Origin of the sequence: Lichenicoccus sp. (assembly GCF_965276875.1) — a bacterium.
Classification (GTDB): Bacteria; Pseudomonadota; Alphaproteobacteria; order Acetobacterales; family Acetobacteraceae; genus Lichenicoccus.
Genome location: NZ_OZ255701.1, coordinates 3,599,523 through 3,616,133, shown reverse-complemented (window position 1 = coordinate 3,616,133; position 16,611 = coordinate 3,599,523). Strand labels below are relative to the sequence as shown.

At 62.2% G+C, this 16,611-nt stretch carries 17 protein-coding genes; 13 read left to right on the top strand and 4 right to left on the bottom strand.

Annotated elements, in window-relative coordinates; all coding sequences use genetic code 11:
• Positions 1 to 300 precede the first annotated feature (300 nt).
• Positions 301 to 969 carry a recombinase family protein gene (locus ACQY4K_RS17540; protein WP_428391484.1) on the bottom strand — a complete coding sequence of 223 codons (669 nt, stop codon included), beginning with the start codon at positions 967 to 969 and terminating at the stop codon, positions 301 to 303.
• Between the two features lie 313 nt (positions 970 to 1,282).
• On the opposite strand from ACQY4K_RS17540, the gene ACQY4K_RS17535 reads away from it, so the two are divergent.
• From ACQY4K_RS17535 to ACQY4K_RS17490, 10 genes are all read left to right on the top strand, one after another.
• Positions 1,283 to 1,717, top strand: coding sequence for a hypothetical protein (locus ACQY4K_RS17535; RefSeq protein ID WP_428391483.1), 435 nt, complete (start codon positions 1,283 to 1,285; stop codon positions 1,715 to 1,717).
• Positions 1,717 to 2,499 carry a terminase large subunit domain-containing protein gene (locus ACQY4K_RS17530; RefSeq protein WP_428391482.1) on the top strand — a complete coding sequence of 261 codons (783 nt, stop codon included), beginning with the start codon at positions 1,717 to 1,719 and terminating at the stop codon, positions 2,497 to 2,499. The genes ACQY4K_RS17535 and ACQY4K_RS17530 overlap by 1 nt, the downstream gene beginning before the upstream one ends.
• On the top strand, positions 2,499 to 3,242 hold the full coding sequence (locus ACQY4K_RS17525; protein WP_428391481.1) for a hypothetical protein: 744 nt from the start codon (positions 2,499 to 2,501) through the stop codon (positions 3,240 to 3,242). Before ACQY4K_RS17530 ends, ACQY4K_RS17525 begins: the two co-directional genes overlap by 1 nt.
• A gap of 15 nt (positions 3,243 to 3,257) precedes the next feature.
• Positions 3,258 to 4,202 carry a hypothetical protein gene (locus ACQY4K_RS17520; RefSeq protein ID WP_428391480.1) on the top strand — a complete coding sequence of 315 codons (945 nt, stop codon included), beginning with the start codon at positions 3,258 to 3,260 and terminating at the stop codon, positions 4,200 to 4,202.
• Positions 4,203 to 4,282: 80 nt separating this feature from the next.
• The gene (locus ACQY4K_RS17515) at positions 4,283 to 4,567 is read left to right on the top strand and encodes a hypothetical protein (RefSeq protein ID WP_428391479.1); all 285 of its coding nucleotides are present in this window, start codon (positions 4,283 to 4,285) and stop codon (positions 4,565 to 4,567) included.
• Positions 4,564 to 4,923, top strand: coding sequence for a hypothetical protein (locus ACQY4K_RS17510; protein ID WP_428391478.1), 360 nt, complete (start codon positions 4,564 to 4,566; stop codon positions 4,921 to 4,923). The genes ACQY4K_RS17515 and ACQY4K_RS17510 overlap by 4 nt, the downstream gene beginning before the upstream one ends.
• A 9-nt stretch (positions 4,924 to 4,932) precedes the next feature.
• Complete coding sequence (locus tag ACQY4K_RS17505) at positions 4,933 to 5,160, top strand: hypothetical protein (protein WP_428391477.1); 228 nt, start codon at positions 4,933 to 4,935, stop codon at positions 5,158 to 5,160.
• A complete protein-coding gene (locus tag ACQY4K_RS17500) occupies positions 5,160 to 5,696 on the top strand; it encodes a hypothetical protein (protein ID WP_428391476.1) in 537 nt (178 codons plus the stop codon). The genes ACQY4K_RS17505 and ACQY4K_RS17500 overlap by 1 nt, the downstream gene beginning before the upstream one ends.
• A 115-nt stretch (positions 5,697 to 5,811) precedes the next feature.
• A complete protein-coding gene (locus ACQY4K_RS17495; RefSeq protein WP_428391475.1) occupies positions 5,812 to 8,556 on the top strand; it encodes a tetratricopeptide repeat protein in 2,745 nt (914 codons plus the stop codon).
• Positions 8,557 to 8,647: 91 nt separating this feature from the next.
• Positions 8,648 to 9,175 (top strand): hypothetical protein, encoded by a 528-nt coding sequence (locus ACQY4K_RS17490; RefSeq protein WP_428391474.1) that lies wholly within the window; start codon positions 8,648 to 8,650, stop codon positions 9,173 to 9,175.
• A 604-nt stretch (positions 9,176 to 9,779) separates the two neighbouring features.
• Here the strand turns inward: ACQY4K_RS17490 and ACQY4K_RS17485 are convergent.
• Positions 9,780 to 9,932 carry an AbrB/MazE/SpoVT family DNA-binding domain-containing protein gene (locus ACQY4K_RS17485; RefSeq protein ID WP_428391473.1) on the bottom strand — a complete coding sequence of 51 codons (153 nt, stop codon included), beginning with the start codon at positions 9,930 to 9,932 and terminating at the stop codon, positions 9,780 to 9,782.
• Between the two features lie 623 nt (positions 9,933 to 10,555).
• On the opposite strand from ACQY4K_RS17485, the gene ACQY4K_RS17480 reads away from it, so the two are divergent.
• The 3 genes from ACQY4K_RS17480 to ACQY4K_RS17470 all read left to right on the top strand — a co-directional run bounded on the left by ACQY4K_RS17480 (position 10,556) and on the right by ACQY4K_RS17470 (position 14,758).
• Entirely contained in the window at positions 10,556 to 12,466 is a 1,911-nt protein-coding gene (locus tag ACQY4K_RS17480; protein WP_428391472.1) for a hypothetical protein, read from the top strand.
• A gap of 716 nt (positions 12,467 to 13,182) precedes the next feature.
• A protein-coding gene (locus tag ACQY4K_RS17475) for an IS3 family transposase (RefSeq protein ID WP_428391471.1) occupies positions 13,183 to 14,384 on the top strand; the annotation gives its coding sequence in 2 pieces (ribosomal slippage) (positions 13,183 to 13,432 and positions 13,432 to 14,384; 1,203 coding nt in all).
• A gap of 80 nt (positions 14,385 to 14,464) precedes the next feature.
• Complete coding sequence (locus ACQY4K_RS17470) at positions 14,465 to 14,758, top strand: hypothetical protein (RefSeq protein ID WP_428391470.1); 294 nt, start codon at positions 14,465 to 14,467, stop codon at positions 14,756 to 14,758.
• 60 nt (positions 14,759 to 14,818) lie between these two features.
• On the opposite strand, the gene ACQY4K_RS17465 is transcribed toward ACQY4K_RS17470, so the two are convergent.
• Positions 14,819 to 15,241, bottom strand: a complete 423-nt coding sequence (locus ACQY4K_RS17465) for a flagellar FliJ family protein (RefSeq protein ID WP_428391469.1) — start codon at positions 15,239 to 15,241, stop codon at positions 14,819 to 14,821.
• Positions 15,238 to 16,578, bottom strand: a complete 1,341-nt coding sequence (gene fliI, locus ACQY4K_RS17460) for a flagellar protein export ATPase FliI (RefSeq protein WP_428396198.1) — start codon at positions 16,576 to 16,578, stop codon at positions 15,238 to 15,240. The genes ACQY4K_RS17465 and fliI overlap by 4 nt, the downstream gene beginning before the upstream one ends.
• Positions 16,579 to 16,611 lie beyond the last annotated feature (33 nt).

Here is a 16,611-nt window from a genome sequence, read left to right as displayed (position 1 = left end):
CGTTGCCCGACCTGGGGTCGGCGCACGCACCCGCAAGGCTTCTCTCCGGTCTGGACCTTGGTGGTTGTCCCGCTTTCCCGATCGGTGGTGAAGTGGAAGCAGCGCGCGCACGGGTGCGGCCGGCGGGGAAGGGAGACCCCCGGCAGCTTGTTTAATGTTGTCGCTGAAAAAAAACGCAGGGACGAAAGGCGTGCGACGCGCGGCCCGTCATTTCATGCGCGCTTACAAGCACTTGTCGGGCAGGCACCCGCCCTGTTCAATGAGTTAAAACCGGATGCGCGGCCGACGGTTCCCGGCGGCTCAGGCTTGGGAAGCGGCGAGGACGCGAGAGACCTGCGTCGCGCTCCAGGTGCCGCCTGCGCGTGTCTGGACTGCTCCTTCGTTCAGGGCAGCCGCGACTTGACGCAGAGATCTGCCTTCTTCCTGAAGCGCCACGATCGTCGGTAGCACGCCCCTGGCAAAAGCGATCGCACTGGCGTGCGCCGCCGCTGCGCCCAACCTGCTGTCTACGGGCCTATGATTCTTTCTGACGCCGCCAAGGACCGTTCCACGGGCCTTGGCGGCAGCAAGAGCCGCCACGGTCCTGGCGGAGATCGCACGGGCTTCTTCTTCAGCCAATGCAGCATGGATGTGGAGCTCAAACGGCTTTGCGTCTGGACGGTCTACAGCGACGAAGGGAACTCCGGACTCCATGAGTGTCGCGATGAAGGCAACATTTCTTGCGAGCCTGTCCAGTTTCGCGATGACTAGCTTACTGCCAGTCCGTTTGCAGCGCTCGATAGCTGCGGCGAGCTGAGGGCGCTCGTTCTTCCTTCCGCTCTCGACCTCAGTGAACTCCGCGATCAACGTCCATGCACCGCCGTTGAGATATCTGGAAACGGCTTCGCGCTGCGCTTCCAAGCCTAACCCGCTGCGGCCTTGTTTGGCTGTGCTCACTCGGTAGTAGGCGATGAACCGGCCGTTTGCCATGTCACAGTCCTCGCAACGCTCGTTGTCAGGTATGTAACGCCATGCTCATCGGAAGGTCAAGGGCTAAAATCTGGCTTAAGTCGCATTGTCCGGTTACTGCAAGCCGTCTCGAAACGCCCTGAAACGTCGTGCAACACAAGTCACCCAAATGCATAGACGACCGTGACTGCAATAATAAGGTGCAAAAACGTGCCCTTTATGCTATTCCGTGGCAATGCCGGTGTCATCTCGTCGAGCGCGTAGAGGAAATAAGACAGGTCGCCCCTGTTCGGTATGCGTTTCGCCCAACCGCAACGAGATCGACCGCCTCCTCGTGATCCCGGACGCGTCGGCTGCCGAAATCGCCCGCATTCACGGTCTCAATCCTCGTTCGGTTTCACGTCATCGGCTTCTCCACCTCTCGAAGCTCATCCAAGCGGCCGAGGCCGAGCGCCACACAAAGTCGGAGCTTGAGAGAGGCGGCGATCTCCTCGAAGTGGCCGAGGACTACGAAAGGCGCGCCGTCCAGATCCTGACCAGCGCAGAGGGCACCCACAACCACGATACGGCGCTCAAGGCCATCAAAGTCGCCCTGGACTGCCTCCGGCTTCGGGGGGAACTGAGCGGCAAGATGAAAACGGCAACCACCGTCAACGTCTTTGCCGACGTTCGGTGGCTCACCATCCAGACCGGCATCGTCGAGGCGCTTTCGGCCTTTCCTCAGGCCCGGGAGGCCGTCGTCGGATTCCTTTCTGAGGCCGTCAACTGATGCAGGACGGTCCCGACTTCCGGAAAGAGCTTGCCTACGCTCTTGACCCCGTCCTGTTCGCTCGGGAGCGGCTGCGGTTCATTCCGGATGACTGGCAGGGCCGGGTCCTCGCATCCACGCACACGCGCATCATCCTCTTGTGCTCGCGACAAGCGGGCAAGACATCAACCGTCGCGGTAAAGGCGCTTCATACGGCGAAATACAAGCCGGGAAGCCTGATCCTGATGTTCAGCAAGTCTCAGCGCCAAAGCAAAGAAGTGCTTAAAAAGGTTGCCTCTCACCTGAATAAGCTCGGAACCGAAAGACAATACCTGGTCACTGACAGCACGACCGAGTTGGAGTTCCCGAATGGCAGCCGAATGGTGTCCCTGCCCGGATCGAACCCGGACAACATTCTCGGTTACTCTGCGCCAGACCTGATTATCGAAGATGAGGCCAGCCGAGTCGACGACGAGCTGCACGACGCCTACCGACCGATGCTGGCCACGTCCAAGAATGGCGGCCAGCTTATCTTGATGAGCACACCGCTTGGGCGTCGGGGACATTTCCATCAGATATGGACTCAGGGCGGCCCGGCTTGGCATCGCGAGCGGGTGACAGCCTACGAGGTAAATCGCATCACGCCTGCCTTTTTGGCAGAAGAAAGAGCAGAGAAAGGCCGGTGGCTGTTCGCGAGAGAATATGAATGCGCGTGGGCCGATAATGTGGAAGGCTTCTTTAGCGAGGAAGACGTTGCGAGGGCTTTCCATCGCAACCCACCCATCCTGGAGCTTGCGTTCTAATGTCCCGTTTTGACCTGCCCAACCGCTTTCACGACGACACTCCCGTAGAGGACTTCCGGCGCATTGAAGGTGGTGTGCCGCACTGCTTCATAGTCGGCCTCGATATCGGCAAGCTGCGCGATCATACTGCCCTCGTAGTCAACGAAGTTCTTGCTTGCGAGAACGTTTTCTACCAGAGGACCAAGTTTCAACCAGAAGCAGTCGCAGTTCGCCGCGAACGAATCTTTCGCCACAGCCTTGTGAACCTTCACCGCTACGAGTTGGGTCTCTCATATCCGGAGATTTACTCTTCGGTGAAGGGAATAATGGACCAGCTACCGAAGCGGGCCGGCGCAAAGAACTCGTTGATCTGCGATCAAACCGGTGTCGGCGGTCCTGTCGTCGACGGGCTCAGGCACATCGGACTGCGGCCGATCGGCGTGACGATCACAGGCGGGACGACCGTCACTCATGTGGACGCCCGGACGATCAACGTGCCCAAGTCGGTCCTCGCATCGTCGCTCGAAGCCGTTTTGACGCAAGACAGGCTGGACGTAGCGGATGACGCATCGGCTTCGCAGCAGTTCAAGCACGAGTTAGGCGCCTTCTCCGTCAAGATCAGGGCTTCAGGCACTGAGGCATTTGAGGCGGAACGTGAGCGCGACCACGACGACCTCGTAATGGCCGCTGCGCTAGCCGTTTGGTACGCCGAGAACCTGCCGACGCCAACCCAATTCACCAATATCCCGAGGGTTAGGATCTGAAGTGAAGACCCCGGCATGAGCGGTGCACTGAACACGGTCGCGGCGATCAGCTCGCTCGGCTTTGCCGGCCAGTCGGCGCCCGTCTCCATCGGCAACGTCGTCTTAACTGGAAGCGAAGTTCCCAGTTTTCTGCGTGTTGAGGGCGAGCAGAGTCTCTCGATCGTCACGCTGCCAGGCGGCAACCGATCAATACAATGTCTCGGGCCAAATCCGGGAAGCCTCATCCTTGCCGGCATGTTCGTCGGCCCCTCCGCGCAGGCAAGGGCGCTCCTGCTGGCGCAGATGCGGGACGCGGGCGCGGCCGTGCCGTTCTCTCTCGGGCAGATAGCCGCGACAGTCGTCGTCCACCGGTATTCGTATGGTCTGGAGCAGAAGGGCGCCGTCGTCCGATATCAAGTCGAGTTGGAGATCCTGCCGAGCCAAGTCGCAGTCGGTTTCACGAACAGTTCGAGCCTCAGTGCTCTCGTCGGTGCGGACACGGCCGCTGCCATCACCTCCATAACAAACACCATCGCCGACGCCGCCAGCTACGCCACGGGCGCCATCTCGCAAGTGCAGACGGACTTCGCGCAGGCGCAGCCCCTCGCGACGCTGGTAGGGCTTGGCGGCCCTCTTGCGACGGCCTCGACCTACCTCCAGGGCGCGGCTTTCGTCTCTCAGGCGACCACGAACTTCGCTGCCATCCCAAGCTCAGCCGCGACGATGATCGTCAACCTCCAGGGCGCCGGCAATTCGCTTATGGCGTCTATCGGGCAATCCAGCGACGCGCTGACCGGCTTGCAGTCGGCGGCCAATCCCGGAGACTTGTTTGCTGATCCCGCGTCCCTGTCGAGTGCTGTCGGGTATAGCGAGGTGCTTTCGTCATCCGTGCAGGCGGGCTCGCTCGTCAACCGGGCCTTGGCGAACGCCTCTCTGGCCACGTCAGCCGCATCCCTTCCGTCCCCGGTGGTCCATGCATAGTTTGAGACTTCCCCACCTCCTGGCTTGCGCCGCGCGGGTAGCTCCCTTTCCGGCGCTGGCCTACTAGGACGATGATGCCCATGAGCACCGGACCGAAACCCGCTCCAGAGATCATGGACGTTGCCGAGTTCTTCGCCGCCAGCCGGATGAGACTGCATGAGGCTGCCGAGATGGCGGGCATTCCCTTCCGCGATTTCCGGGAGATGATCGATCAGGGACAAGGGCCGACCGTCAGGATTTTTCGGGCTGCCTCTTGGGTCGCTTTGTCCGACATGAATTCTTGGATCAGCAGTCGCCAGCACTTGTTGGCGCCGTTCGGCCTTGATCCGGCCTGGGGCAAGTCTCCCCGTGAGCGGCAAGCATGAAACGGGTCACGAGAATCCCGCTGTTGCTTGCAGCCTTGGCCGTTTCAGCGGCGGCGCCACCGCCGATCTCGGCCGAGCACTACGGCGTGACCTTAACCACGGAACCACGGCCGGTTACGATTGAGCGCACCGCCAGCGAGGCTGCGGCGCTTCATGAGTTCAGAATCGTGAACAGCAGCGGCGACGGGACTTCCGCTTGGTGCACGCGAGCCGGGCACGATCCGGCACCAAACGCCGCTGGCTCCTACGAGATACCGCCGGGGCACTCGGAAGAGTTCAGACGTGACTTTCCTGAAAGCGCCACCTGGTGCGTTGCCGCCTCCGGCACCGTGGCACTCGCGATTGATATCTATTAGGAACTCCAAATGACCAAAGACGAAGAGGCCGTGGCAGAGCTTGAACAGCAGCGCAAGCGCGTTCGAGAGATGAGCGATAAAGAGTTCAGAGCCGCTGTCTCCGTGCTCGACCAGAGACGCTTGCCGGAGCCCAATTGGGAAGCGATACGCGGGCTTATGAATGGCCGAAAAGCCACTGAGCTGACGGCCGGTGAATGGGGTGAAGTCCAAAAGCTGTTTAAGACGGGATACGTCTGATGACCCGCTCGAAGACCGTGGCGATCAAATTCGTTGCGCCATTTGCCTTTTACGACGATGAGGGAGTGCTCCACTCCTGGGTAGCGGGCCAGTTGGTCGAAGATCCAGCCGAGATCGAAAGCCTGCGCGAGCGCGGCGCTTCTATCGAAGTATTTCGGGGAGACCCGAACGCCCGCATCCCTTACACACCGCCGCTAAAAGACCCGCCAGCAGTTCTTTCGGGGCGCCACCTGGTCGACCGACTCTATCGACAGGCGGAGGCGTATCATAAGAGCTCCGGCATAATGAAGAAGCTCCTTCATGAATATCACGCGGAGTTCTCCCATCGGTTCGGCAAGCTCCAACATATGGGAAGCGCCGTCCATGTTGTCCGATCGAGAGAGGAGCGGGAGCGCTCTGAAAGCGTTTCACGCGACAGGCACAGGTTGACGGATGAGGCGGCTTGCTTCCTTCGCGGTGCACTCTCAATCACTCGCGAAGACCTCGCGGTCATGAGTGCGGGACAGATTCGCGAGAAGATCGACGCCGCGCAATGACTGAGCCACACGTAGAAGCACACGCATTGAGATGAGGCAGAACCGAGCGCAACGCCGTGCGCGGTCCCGCGAACGGGCCAGGGCAATGCCGCCCTTCGGGTCGATCGCTACCACCATGAGCGATGCCTTCCCGATCCCCGCGACGCCGCAAGAGTTCTGGCGAATCTTCGAGGCCAGCCTTGCACTACACCAAGCCGGCGACACCGACAGGGCGGAGCTGGGGTATCGCAACCTGCTCCTCCGCCTGCCGCTGCATCCCGACACCAACCACCTTCTCGGCATAATCCATGTCGGACGAGGCGAGTTAGAGGAAGGCCACACGCTCATCGAGCGAGCGATAGCACGCGCGCCGGACACGGCTGTCTATCACGCCAATCGAAGTCTGGCCTTGAGGGAACTCGGGCGCTATGGCGAGGCCGCCGAAGCTGCACGACGCTCAATCGAGCTTGATCCGAATGCAGTCGAGGGGTTCGTCAATCTTGCCGAGGCTCTACGCTGCACCAGGGATTATGTCGAGGCCGAGGCTCACGCCCGTCAGGCTTTGACCGTCGCCCCGGACTCTATCACGGCGGCGCTCAGTCTCGCGGCTGTCCTGATAAGTGCCGAGAAGTTCGACGAGGCTCTCGGGCTCAGCGAGAGAGCGCGGAGCGTCGCTCCAAATGAACCGACCTCTCGTTTGACGCTGGGCCATGTCCTTTCGGCTCTCGACAGGATCGACGAAGCGGAGGCCGAGTATCGGGCCGCGCTCGCTTTGTCGACGGACTACAGCAGTTTGTTCAATCTCAGCCTGTTGCTTGCCGGAAAGTGTAAGAACCGCGAGCCAGAGGCCGAGGAATTGGCGCGCAGGGCGATCGCATTGCGGCCGCGATTGCCGATGGCTTACGTGCTGTTGGGCAATGTTATTGCTCAAACTGGCCGTATCGCGGAAGCTGTTGAGTGGCACACGAAGGCTGCTGAGCTCCGCCCCGATGACTTCGACGCTCACGTCAACTTAGCCGCTTGCCTCCAGAACCTACGGAGGAACGACGAGGCGATAGCAAGCTATCGCAGGGCGATCGAGATTAGGCCAGACAATGCCGCCGCGCACTACCGGCTGAGCCTGGCATTGCTCTCTCGTGGGATTTTTACCGACGCATGGCACGAGTTCACGTGGCATCGCCGCACGAAAGGGGCTGCGCTCGGCGCTTACCGCACCTACGATGGTGTGCCCGAATGGCGAGGGGAGACCCCGGAGCCGGGCCAGACATTGCTGATCTATCCGGAGCTGGCGCTAGGCGACACGCTGTTGGCGGCCCGATGGGCACCGGAGGCAGCGGAACGCGGATGGCGTGTTGTCTTCCAAGTCGACCGATCGCTCGTGCGGCTCCTGCGCCAGCTTCCAGCCGTGCGCGTGATCTCAACCGACGTGCCGCCGCCGCCCTTCGACATGTACGTTCCGACGTTCGGCTTGCCGCTGGCGCTTGGAACGGTGGTAACGGCTATCCCCCGGCCGGAAGGCTACCTCACCGCCCCTGCGGTTGAGGTGGAGACGTGGAGAGGGCGGCTCGATGCTGCTGATCCCGGCTGCCGGCTGCGTGTCGGCTTGTGCTGGGCGGGCGCCGGGCGGCCACACGATCCTGCTCTCGCAGCTATGGACGCCAAGCGGTCGGTCGACCCCGAGCTGCTACGGCCGGTCGTGGAATTGCCCGGCATCGCCTTCGTCAGCCTGCAGAAGGGAGGCGTCCTCCCCCCGCCCGATTTCGACCTCATCGACTGGAGCGACGATCTCCTCGACTTCGGCGATACGGCAGCCCTGATCGAGGCGCTTGACCTGGTCGTGAGCGTGGACACATCGGTCGCAAATCTGGCCGGCGCGTTGGGCAAGCCGACGCTGCTGATGGATCGATATGACTCAGACTGGCGCTACGGAGAGGGGCAGGAGACGTCGCCGTTCTACATCTCAGTCCGAGTTTATCGGCAGACGTTGCAAGGTGAGTGGGCACCCGTGCTGCGGCGGATCGAGGCCGAGCTTCGCAAGATGGTCGAAGATCGAGCCAAGGACCCCCCAACCGTCATGGTTTCAGGCGCCGCGGGCGCCCCCCCTGCCCTGCTGGCAGTGCCCGTTGCCCCTGCCGCGCCTGCCGGCAGCCGAGTGCCTTCCATCGAGGAGATGCCGGCCTTTCAGACGCACAACCACCTAATCGGGAATGTGGAGGCTCTGGACGGTATCTTCCGGGACGCCGGATATCTATTCTTCCGGAACGTCCTGGACGTCGGGGCCATAGCGCGCCTCCGCAAGCACTACGTCGACGAGCTCGCCCGGATCGGCGCCCTGGACGATCCAGCCGCAGCCATGGATGGGTTTGTCTCTTGGAACGGCAAGCCGGTCGACGCTTTCGCGCTCGACAGTGTCGGACCTGGTGCACCGTGGCGGGACTTCGCGGCCGACCCTTCCGTCAACGCGCTTCTGGCATCGCTGCTCGGGAAGCCGGCCGAATGGTGCGGCGGCCTGGACTATCGGGCAGTGGCGCCGAGGCATGATGCCGCGTGCCGCCTGTCCAGCGTCCATCAAGACGGCCCCTACATGCCCTACCCTGTGCGCATCTTATGGGTGCCCGTTGCGCCGATCGACGCGGACGTTGGCGGCATCGCTCTGGCCGAGTGCATGGCGCAGAAGCGCAACCTCCATCGTCCTGGACTGGACCACAACGCGGGGATTGATCCTGCCACACTGCCCACTGACCGATGGCGGCGGAGCGACTTCGAGCCGGGCGATCTGCTGATGCTGAACCCCTGGACCCCGCATAGCGGGCTCTCAAATGTCACCACGGATCGCCTTCGGCTCTCGCTCGACATTCGCATCATAGAGCCGAAGGCATAGCAAACCTGCAACAATCCACCCTCGACATCACGCCCTCGTGAGTATCGCATTAATGTGGTCCTGTTACGCTTCCGTCATAAGGGAGCGTCATATGCGTGCCTGGGTTCTCGCTTTCGGATCGCTGCTTTGGTCTGCCCAAGCCGTAGCGGACGATCCCAACACGATAATTTCCGTGATTAGCGGTCACTGGGTATCTGTGATTTCGACCGATGAGGCCGGAAACAGGATCTGTGTTGGCGCGACACCTCCAACTCTTGGTTTCCGGGCTTCACCGCAAGGACTAGAAATCCGGATTACGGACGATGCATGGTCCATGAGCGCCGACGTTCATGGCGACGTAACGTTCAAGATTGGTTCTGAGACTAAGACGTTTCCAATGAGCGCGCTTTCCGGCACGACACTGGCAGGTGAAGTTCAAGCGACCGACCTCGCTGACTTGTTGGACGCCATGGATAAGGCACCGTTTGCTAAGATCTTGGTCGGCAAAGCCAAGCCCATCACTGTCTCTTTGAACGGCAGCACACGGGCGCTGAACGATTTCCGGACTTGCTCGACGGTGAAGGGCTACGGCGACCTCGGCGGCCAGACAGTCGCTGGCGGTAACCCGTTTCAGAACTAGCGGGGCGCCGGCACGAGCTCGATGGCCCAGTCCGGTGGTGCTCCGCCGTTGTGCGTCCGCGAGCCGCCAGCGCACAGGAACACGGGCGCCGGCTTCTTGCCGCAACCTCCGCAGCGGAGCCCTCCAAGCACGGCGTCGAACGTCCGGTTCCCGCTCTGCTCCGCCATCAGCCGCAGCGGATAAAGAACGACGCCGCGGCATGGGCAGTGCAGCTCCAGGCGGCACTCAGGCCAGTCGGAGAGTTTTTGAGCCATGAGAAACTGCGGCGGGTGCATTCTCCCCGAGTAGCAAGAACAAAAAGAGAACGGAAGGACGGACTACGGCTTCGGCCGATCAGGATAGGCCAGCACGTGAGGTCGTGCGGCTGCTAGCTTGTCTGAAATATCGACGCTGAGTTCAACAAGCCCAATCAGAGGAGGGCGAGTGTGATCTGAGCCGGCATACAGCACGGCACTACCACCGGGCTTGTAGAGGAGCATAAAGATTTGACCGTCAGACCGCTTCAGCCTGAAGCCCTCGGGAAGCTCTTCCTGTTCTATTAAGTCGCTCAAGTACTTGGCCCTTTCATAGATCCAGCGAGAGCATGTTACCTCGAAGCCCTGCCCTATCCCGTCGTCACCAGCACGCCGTCGTCGGTCTCCTCGACAAGCAGCTTTGTTCCTGGCACCCATCCCCACCGCTCCAGCAGCGCCTTTGGTATGGTAACGCGGCCATCGGGATCGATAGTGGCCTCGTGCTGGTCGACGTTCTCAAGCATCTGGAACTCCTGCCTACACTCTTACACGTCCACAGGTGAGGCGGCGGCGCGCCGAGGTGCGGGAGGGGGGACCGCGTCGCCGCCTTCGTCGTCACCGGCAGCAGAGCGCTGATCTCAAGCTTCTTCTTCATGCGGGCACGACCCGTCATCGTCGCGCCAATTGTCGCGGGACTTGTCGCGAGATTGTCGCGGGCCGGGCGTAAGATTGTCGCGGCTTTGTCGCCATGTCGACCCGAGTTTTACCTCTGTAGGACGTTCGGGAGTTTTGCCAGACAAAGGCACCCTACGGGTGCAAGAGCCTGCATTCGTAGAATGCCTGTGTCTGGCAAAACCACTGAAGCCACCAACCGCACCGAAACGCTCAACGGGCGGAAACGGAAGTGAGACGTGGCGAAACGACGATTGCATCCCTTTGATGCGTTAATCAGAAGGGCCAGTCTTGCCGTTGCTGGCCCTCAAAAGGGGGACCGAAGCGCGATGCGGGAGGGGAAGGGGGTGTCAGACCGGAGACGAGAGACCCAGTACACAAAACTAGACCAATCCTTATTTCGCAGCATGAAGAAAGAAGCTAGAGCATCCTCAAGGGAACAGGCCAATAGGCCGACACCAAGGGGAAGCGCCGCATGTCGATCACCGTAAATGACCCATTCTTCTCCGGCGTCGCTGCCCAGCTAGACGCGGACAACCCGACGTTCCTCTCCGACGTTGTCAATGAAATCAACAGGTCGCCAACGTTGGTGACTGAGATCCAGACGCTCGACGCCACCCCGGATCAGTCTGGCGGCCAAGCGCTCGTGGCTCTCCAGACGAACAGCGGCGAGGCGGCGGACAGCTTCTACCACTCGGACAGGGTGAACATCTCGAACGAAGTCACCTATGACGACACGAAGCTCCCCTACGCAGGCGGTAGCCTGACGGGATCCTACGACCCGGTCACCTCGGCCTCTGCGTTCGCCAGCACCATCGGATACGAACTCGGCCACTGGTTCGACGCCAATCTCTCGCCGCTCTACAATCAGGGGCTGTTCTCGCACTTCTCGGTCGAGCAGGCGACGATGACCGAGTTCGCCAGCGAGGGGACGTCCGGCTACGACTCAGCGGCGATCAAGAAGCAGATCGACAGCACGCTTGCCAGCAACCCCGTCCCTTCGACGATGGCGAACGGCCTCGCGCTGTTCAACCCGGCAGGCTCTTACCAGAAGGACACCGACGAACTCCGGCTTCTCCAGACGATCAGCGATCCAGGGCAGGCGAAGAGCTTTCTGGCAAGCAGCGTCTGGAATAGCCCGATCGACGGCGGGACGTTCCTTTCGACCTACTGGCAGAGCTACGCGAACGTCGGATCAAAGAACTTCCTCGGGATTGACTACACCAAGGTCACGGGCGTCACGGTCCAGGAGAACGCGGCCGGCTTGCTGACCGGCGGCACGATGACGACGGCGACCAACGGCTACACGTTCAGCTATAGCGGCGTTGGGCAGGAGACTGCGGCGGTCACGGACCTCGCGGGCAATTTGCTCTACTCGGAGACCTTCTCAGACCCGTCTGGCAGCGTTTACGCGCTCGGCCGCGTCCAGACAGGCGGGTCCTTTGCAGCCGATCCGAACGCGATCGAGACTGTCTATGGCAGCAGCAACCGGGTTACGGACGTGGCTCGCCAGTTTGAGGTGCAGGGCACGGCAAACATCGTCACGGCCCAGTCCCAGGGCGAGACGGTTACGCTCCAAGGCGACCACAACATCCTGATCTCGGCCGCTGCACAGGGCGGCACCTTGAACGTCGCGCTGGACGGCGGCGGCAGCGAGTTGGTACTTGGCGGAAACACAACAAGCGTCACTGGTGATGCGGGCTCCACGACGGTATTCGGTGGCGCTGGGGGTCTCACATGGGATGCGGGCGGCGGCACGTTCGTCTTGACCGGGCCTTCCACGATCGGCGGGTCGGCGCAAAACCAGACCGTTTTCACGGCCGGCGGGACGGACTTCCAAGGCGGCACCGGCTACGCGGACGTGATCGGCAGCACCGGCTCGGACACGATCAGCGCAGCGGCCGGCGGCGGATGGTTTGAGGGCGGCATGGGCGGCGACAACGTCATCACGGGCAGCAACTCGGGGCAGGGCACCGTGCTCGACGCTGGCGGCAATGGCGACCACCTGACCGGCGGCACGAACGGCGGCGACTATTTCGTCGCGGGAAAGGGCAACGAGACGCTGACCGGCGGCAACGGCGTGGGGACGAACTACTTCTTTCTCGGCTCAGGCACAGATGCAGTGACGCTCTCAGCGAACTCCATCGTTGATACCGGGACTGGCGTCGCCAGCATCTTTAGCGCCGGGCTTGCGCAGGTCTACGGCGGGTCAGGCGGTGCAGACACCTACGCGGCGAACGGCGGCACGCTGAACGTGTACGGGTATCGCCACGGGACCGATCATGTGAGCGGTGGAATTGCCAGTGCGGTCGATCAGGGCGGAAGCGCTGTGTTGCACATGACAGACGGGGCGACGATTATCTTGCATGGCGTGGGCATGGCCTAGCACCGTCCTTGCATCTTCGGATCGGTAGATCAGTGCCCAAATCTGCATCCGTAGGATGCAATGGTATGGAATCAGATACCGCGCTCCAGAAGGTGTCCACTACTGGTCGTCTTCTGGTCGCACACTGACCGTCACGTGGTCGCGATCTGATCGTATGGTGGTCGTCTTCTGGTCGCGTTCTGACCGTATGTTGAGGTCACTTTGGCGATTCGAGACGTAGTGGCTGCTGCGCAGCATCAGGCGGGACGGAGTAGGCCGGCACATCTCCCCTTGTATAATTGACCGTGTTGCACGGAACGCTGTCTCGCGCGGTCTTAGAAGGGGACGGACTAGGGGACGGTGCTTCGGTTTTGCGCTAAGTTGTTTGAATCGCATCATACAGCTATGACACTCCCTCCGCCACCCTAAGTCACTGGCTGTGACATTATGGACTTCTAACGAACGGCTTTGCTGCCGTGTATACTCAAGCGAGGAAATAGCTCGCGTTAGCACCCGATTATGCAGGGGTTTCCTATGTCTGACCCAACCGACATCCTTGCCTGGCTTCGCCTCGACGATCGAGTGACCACATCTGGTCAACCGAACGAGGAACAGCTCGGCAAACTCCACATGCTTGGAATCACGCATATCATCAATTTGGCTTTGCATACGTGGCCTGCTCCCGGAATTTCGGACCACGGATTATGTGACAGACTGGCCCCTCGATGGAGGGGGCAATGCGCAAGTCGAGATTTACGGATGAGCAGGTCGTGGGGATTGTCCGCGAGTCGGACCGGGAGGCGGTGTCGGATGTCGCGAAGCGGCATGGTGTCAGCGAGCAGACGATCTACACTTGGCGCAAGCGTTTTGGAGACCTGAAGTCGGAGGGTGTCCGGCGCCTTCGCCAGCTCGAGGTCGAGAACGGCCGGCTGAAGAAGCTGGTGGCCGAGCGCGATCTCGAGATCGAGGTGATGAAGGAAGTTGCGGAAAAAAACTGGTGAGCGTGCAGGCTCGACGCCGGCAGGTGGCGTATGGCCGTGAGCGGGGTCTCTCGCTGCGGCAGGCTTGCACGCTGTTCTCGGTGGCGCGGTCAGCGCTGGACTACACGAGCCGCATGGCGGTGAAGGACGAGGGGGTGGTGAAGCAGATGAAGGCGCTATCGGCGACCTATCCACGCTATGGCTATCGCCGGATCCGCGTGTTCCTGGCCCGCGAGGGCGAGGTGATGAGCGCCAGCCGCGCGCATCGTCTGTGGCGATCAGCCAGGTTGCAGGTGCCGCGCAAGGGGCCTGGCAAGCGGATTGCGTCGTCGCGACCCCGGCCGCTGGCACCTGGTTCGGCGAACGAGGTGTGGTCGTATGATTTCGTGTTCGATCGCTGCGCGAGCGGCCAGCAGCTCAAGTGTCTGACGGTGACCGACGAGTTCACCAAGGAAGCGTTGGCGATCACGGTCGACGCCCGGCTACGGTCGACGCGTGTGATCGAGGTGTTGTCGCGGCTGGTGAGCGAGCGCGGTGCACCTCGGTTTCTGAGGTCGGACAACGGCCCGGAGTTCGTCTCGAAGGCGCTGATGAAGTGGATCAGCAAGCAGAAGATCGGAACAGCGCTGATCGATCCGGGCAAGCCGTGGCAGAATGGCGTCTGCGAGAGCTTCAATGGCAAGTTCCGCGACGAATGCCTGAACATGGAGTGGTTCCGCTCGCGGGCCGAGGCTCGGGTTTTGATCGAAAGCTGGCGCCGGCACTACAACGAGGTGCGACCGCATTCGAGCCTTGGCTATCGAACTCCGGCCGCATTTGTGGCCGGTCTGGCGACGACAGCGCCCCGTGTTAGGACGGGCCGGGACGCTGCGGTATGTGGGGCCTCCGCGTCCCGGCCCGTCCTATCACCGCCCCGGCTGGGGCAAGGGCAGCAGCAGAGGGCCAGTCTTTCCACTTAACCGTGGTCCGAAGAAGTCGGGCAGGTCATACGCACGAGCGCGCCCTGCCGGATGAGGCCGCCAGCGTAGCAGATCTAGGAATGAAGTATATTCATATCCCTGTTGAATTCGAAGCTCCGACTGACGATGATTTTGCCAGGTTCTGCGCGGCGATGGAAAGCATTGGCAATGACAAAGTGCATGTCCATTGCATCGTCAACGCTCGCGTTTCCGCATTCATCTACCGCTATCGCAGGGACTGCCTAAATATGAACGAGAAGCAAGCTCGCGATATAATGGAGAAAATCTGGCGACCGGGTGGTGTGTGGGCTGAATTTATCGGTGACAAGGCCTCGATCGACCTTCCTCATCGCCCGGCCCGAAAATCAGCATAGCTGCCGTTCCGCTAACCACCACACTCGGCTCATCCATACGCAGCACCATGGCCCGCCACTTCAGCACGCGTCGCGCCTGCGCCCGATTTCGTCCATTTCCTGCTGGGCTTTGCGGTCCTGCAGCAGTCTAGCCTCGCGCGCGCGTTCCTCGATCAGCAGTTCGACCGACCGGTAGGCGGCTCTTGCCAGGCCGAGCACAACCCGGGCTCGGTCCAACTCGCCGGCGGCCTCGTGTTCGTCGGCGCGCGCCTTTTCGACCGCCTTGCGTCCGACCGGTAGCCAGCGTGCGAAGGCGTCGACGGCCTCGTCGCCACTGGCCAGGTCCAGCGCGGCCGCGGCTTCCCCGGCAAAGCGCGCTTCCTCAGCCTCGGATCGTTCCTGCATATCCTGGCGGCGGCGCATGGCGTCCGCGACGGCGCGCTGGGCATCGTCAAGGCTGTTGCGCCGGATGCGCAATAGGGTGGCGAGCGCGTCCGCGCTCATTGCGGCGCCGTCACATCGAGGCTACGTGCCAGCCGGTCGAAGGCGTCTTCGAAGCCGACCTGCTCGTCACGGCCCTGGCGCAGCAGCGCTTCAAGGCGCGGCGCCAGCATGACAGCCTCATCCACCGCCGGATCGGTGCCGCTGCGGTAGGCGCCGAGACGGACCATGTCCGCCATGTCGGCGTGCAATGCCAGGACCTGGCGCGCCTTTCGCGTCAGCAGGTTTTCGTTCGCATTGTTGCAGGCCGGCACGCAGCGCGACAGCGATCGCAGCACGTCGACGGCGGGGTAGCGGCCCCCCTCGCCGATCTTGCGGTCCATGACGACGTGTCCGTCGAGGATGCCGCGCACCGCGTCCGCGACCGGCTCATTATGGTCGTCACCCTCGACCAGGACGGTGAACAGGGCGGTGATATGCCCGGCATTGCCGTCCGGGAGGATCGGGCCGGGGCCGGCACGCTCGAGCAGCCGCGGCAACTCCGCGAACACGCTCGGTGGGTAGCCGCGTGTCGCCGGCGGCTCACCGCTGGAGAGCCCGATTTCGCGTAACGCCAGGCAGAAGCGGGTCACGCTATCCATCAGCAGCAGGACCGACTTGCCCTGGTCGCGGAAATGCTCCGCCACCGTCATCGCCGAGTAGGCGGCCTCGCGGCGCATCAAGGGCGGCGTGTCCGAGGTGGCGACAATCACCACGGAACGCGCGAGCCCTTCGGCGCCGAGATCGTCCTCGATGAACTCGCGCACCTCACGGCCGCGCTCGCCGACCAGCGAGATCACCGTGACGTCGCATTTCGTATGCCGGGCCAGCATCGACAGCAGGGTCGACTTGCCCACGCCCGAGCCCGCAAACAGACCGAGCCGCTGCCCGGTCCGGCAGGTAGTGAACAGATTCATCACGGTCACGCCGAGATCGATCCGCGGCCCGAGACGCGCCCGCAAGGTGGCTTCCGGCGGTCCCGCGCGCACCGGCCGGGACACTGGACCGACCGCGAGCCGTCCCTTGCCGTCGAGCGGACGCCCCAGCGGATCGATGACGCGGCCGAGCCAGGAGTTTGTGGGCGCCAGCCGGCCGGGCTGGGTCGCGGCGCCGACTCCGAAGGTGGCGCTGCCGCCCGGACCAATGCCGTCCAACGGCCCGTAGGTCATTGCACTCGCCACGTTATTACGGAATCCGGTGATCTCGGCAGGCACTGCTTGGTCGTCACGCCCACGCAGGACGAGGCGATCGCCCACAGAGACGTGCCGGTCAAGCCCGGAGATTTCAACGGCAAGACCGCTCACACCTGAGACTTGTCCATGAAACACGCATGCCGGAACGTCCGCGAGAGCCGAGCGCAGCTTTTCGAGACGGTCGCAGAGTGTTGCAGATGC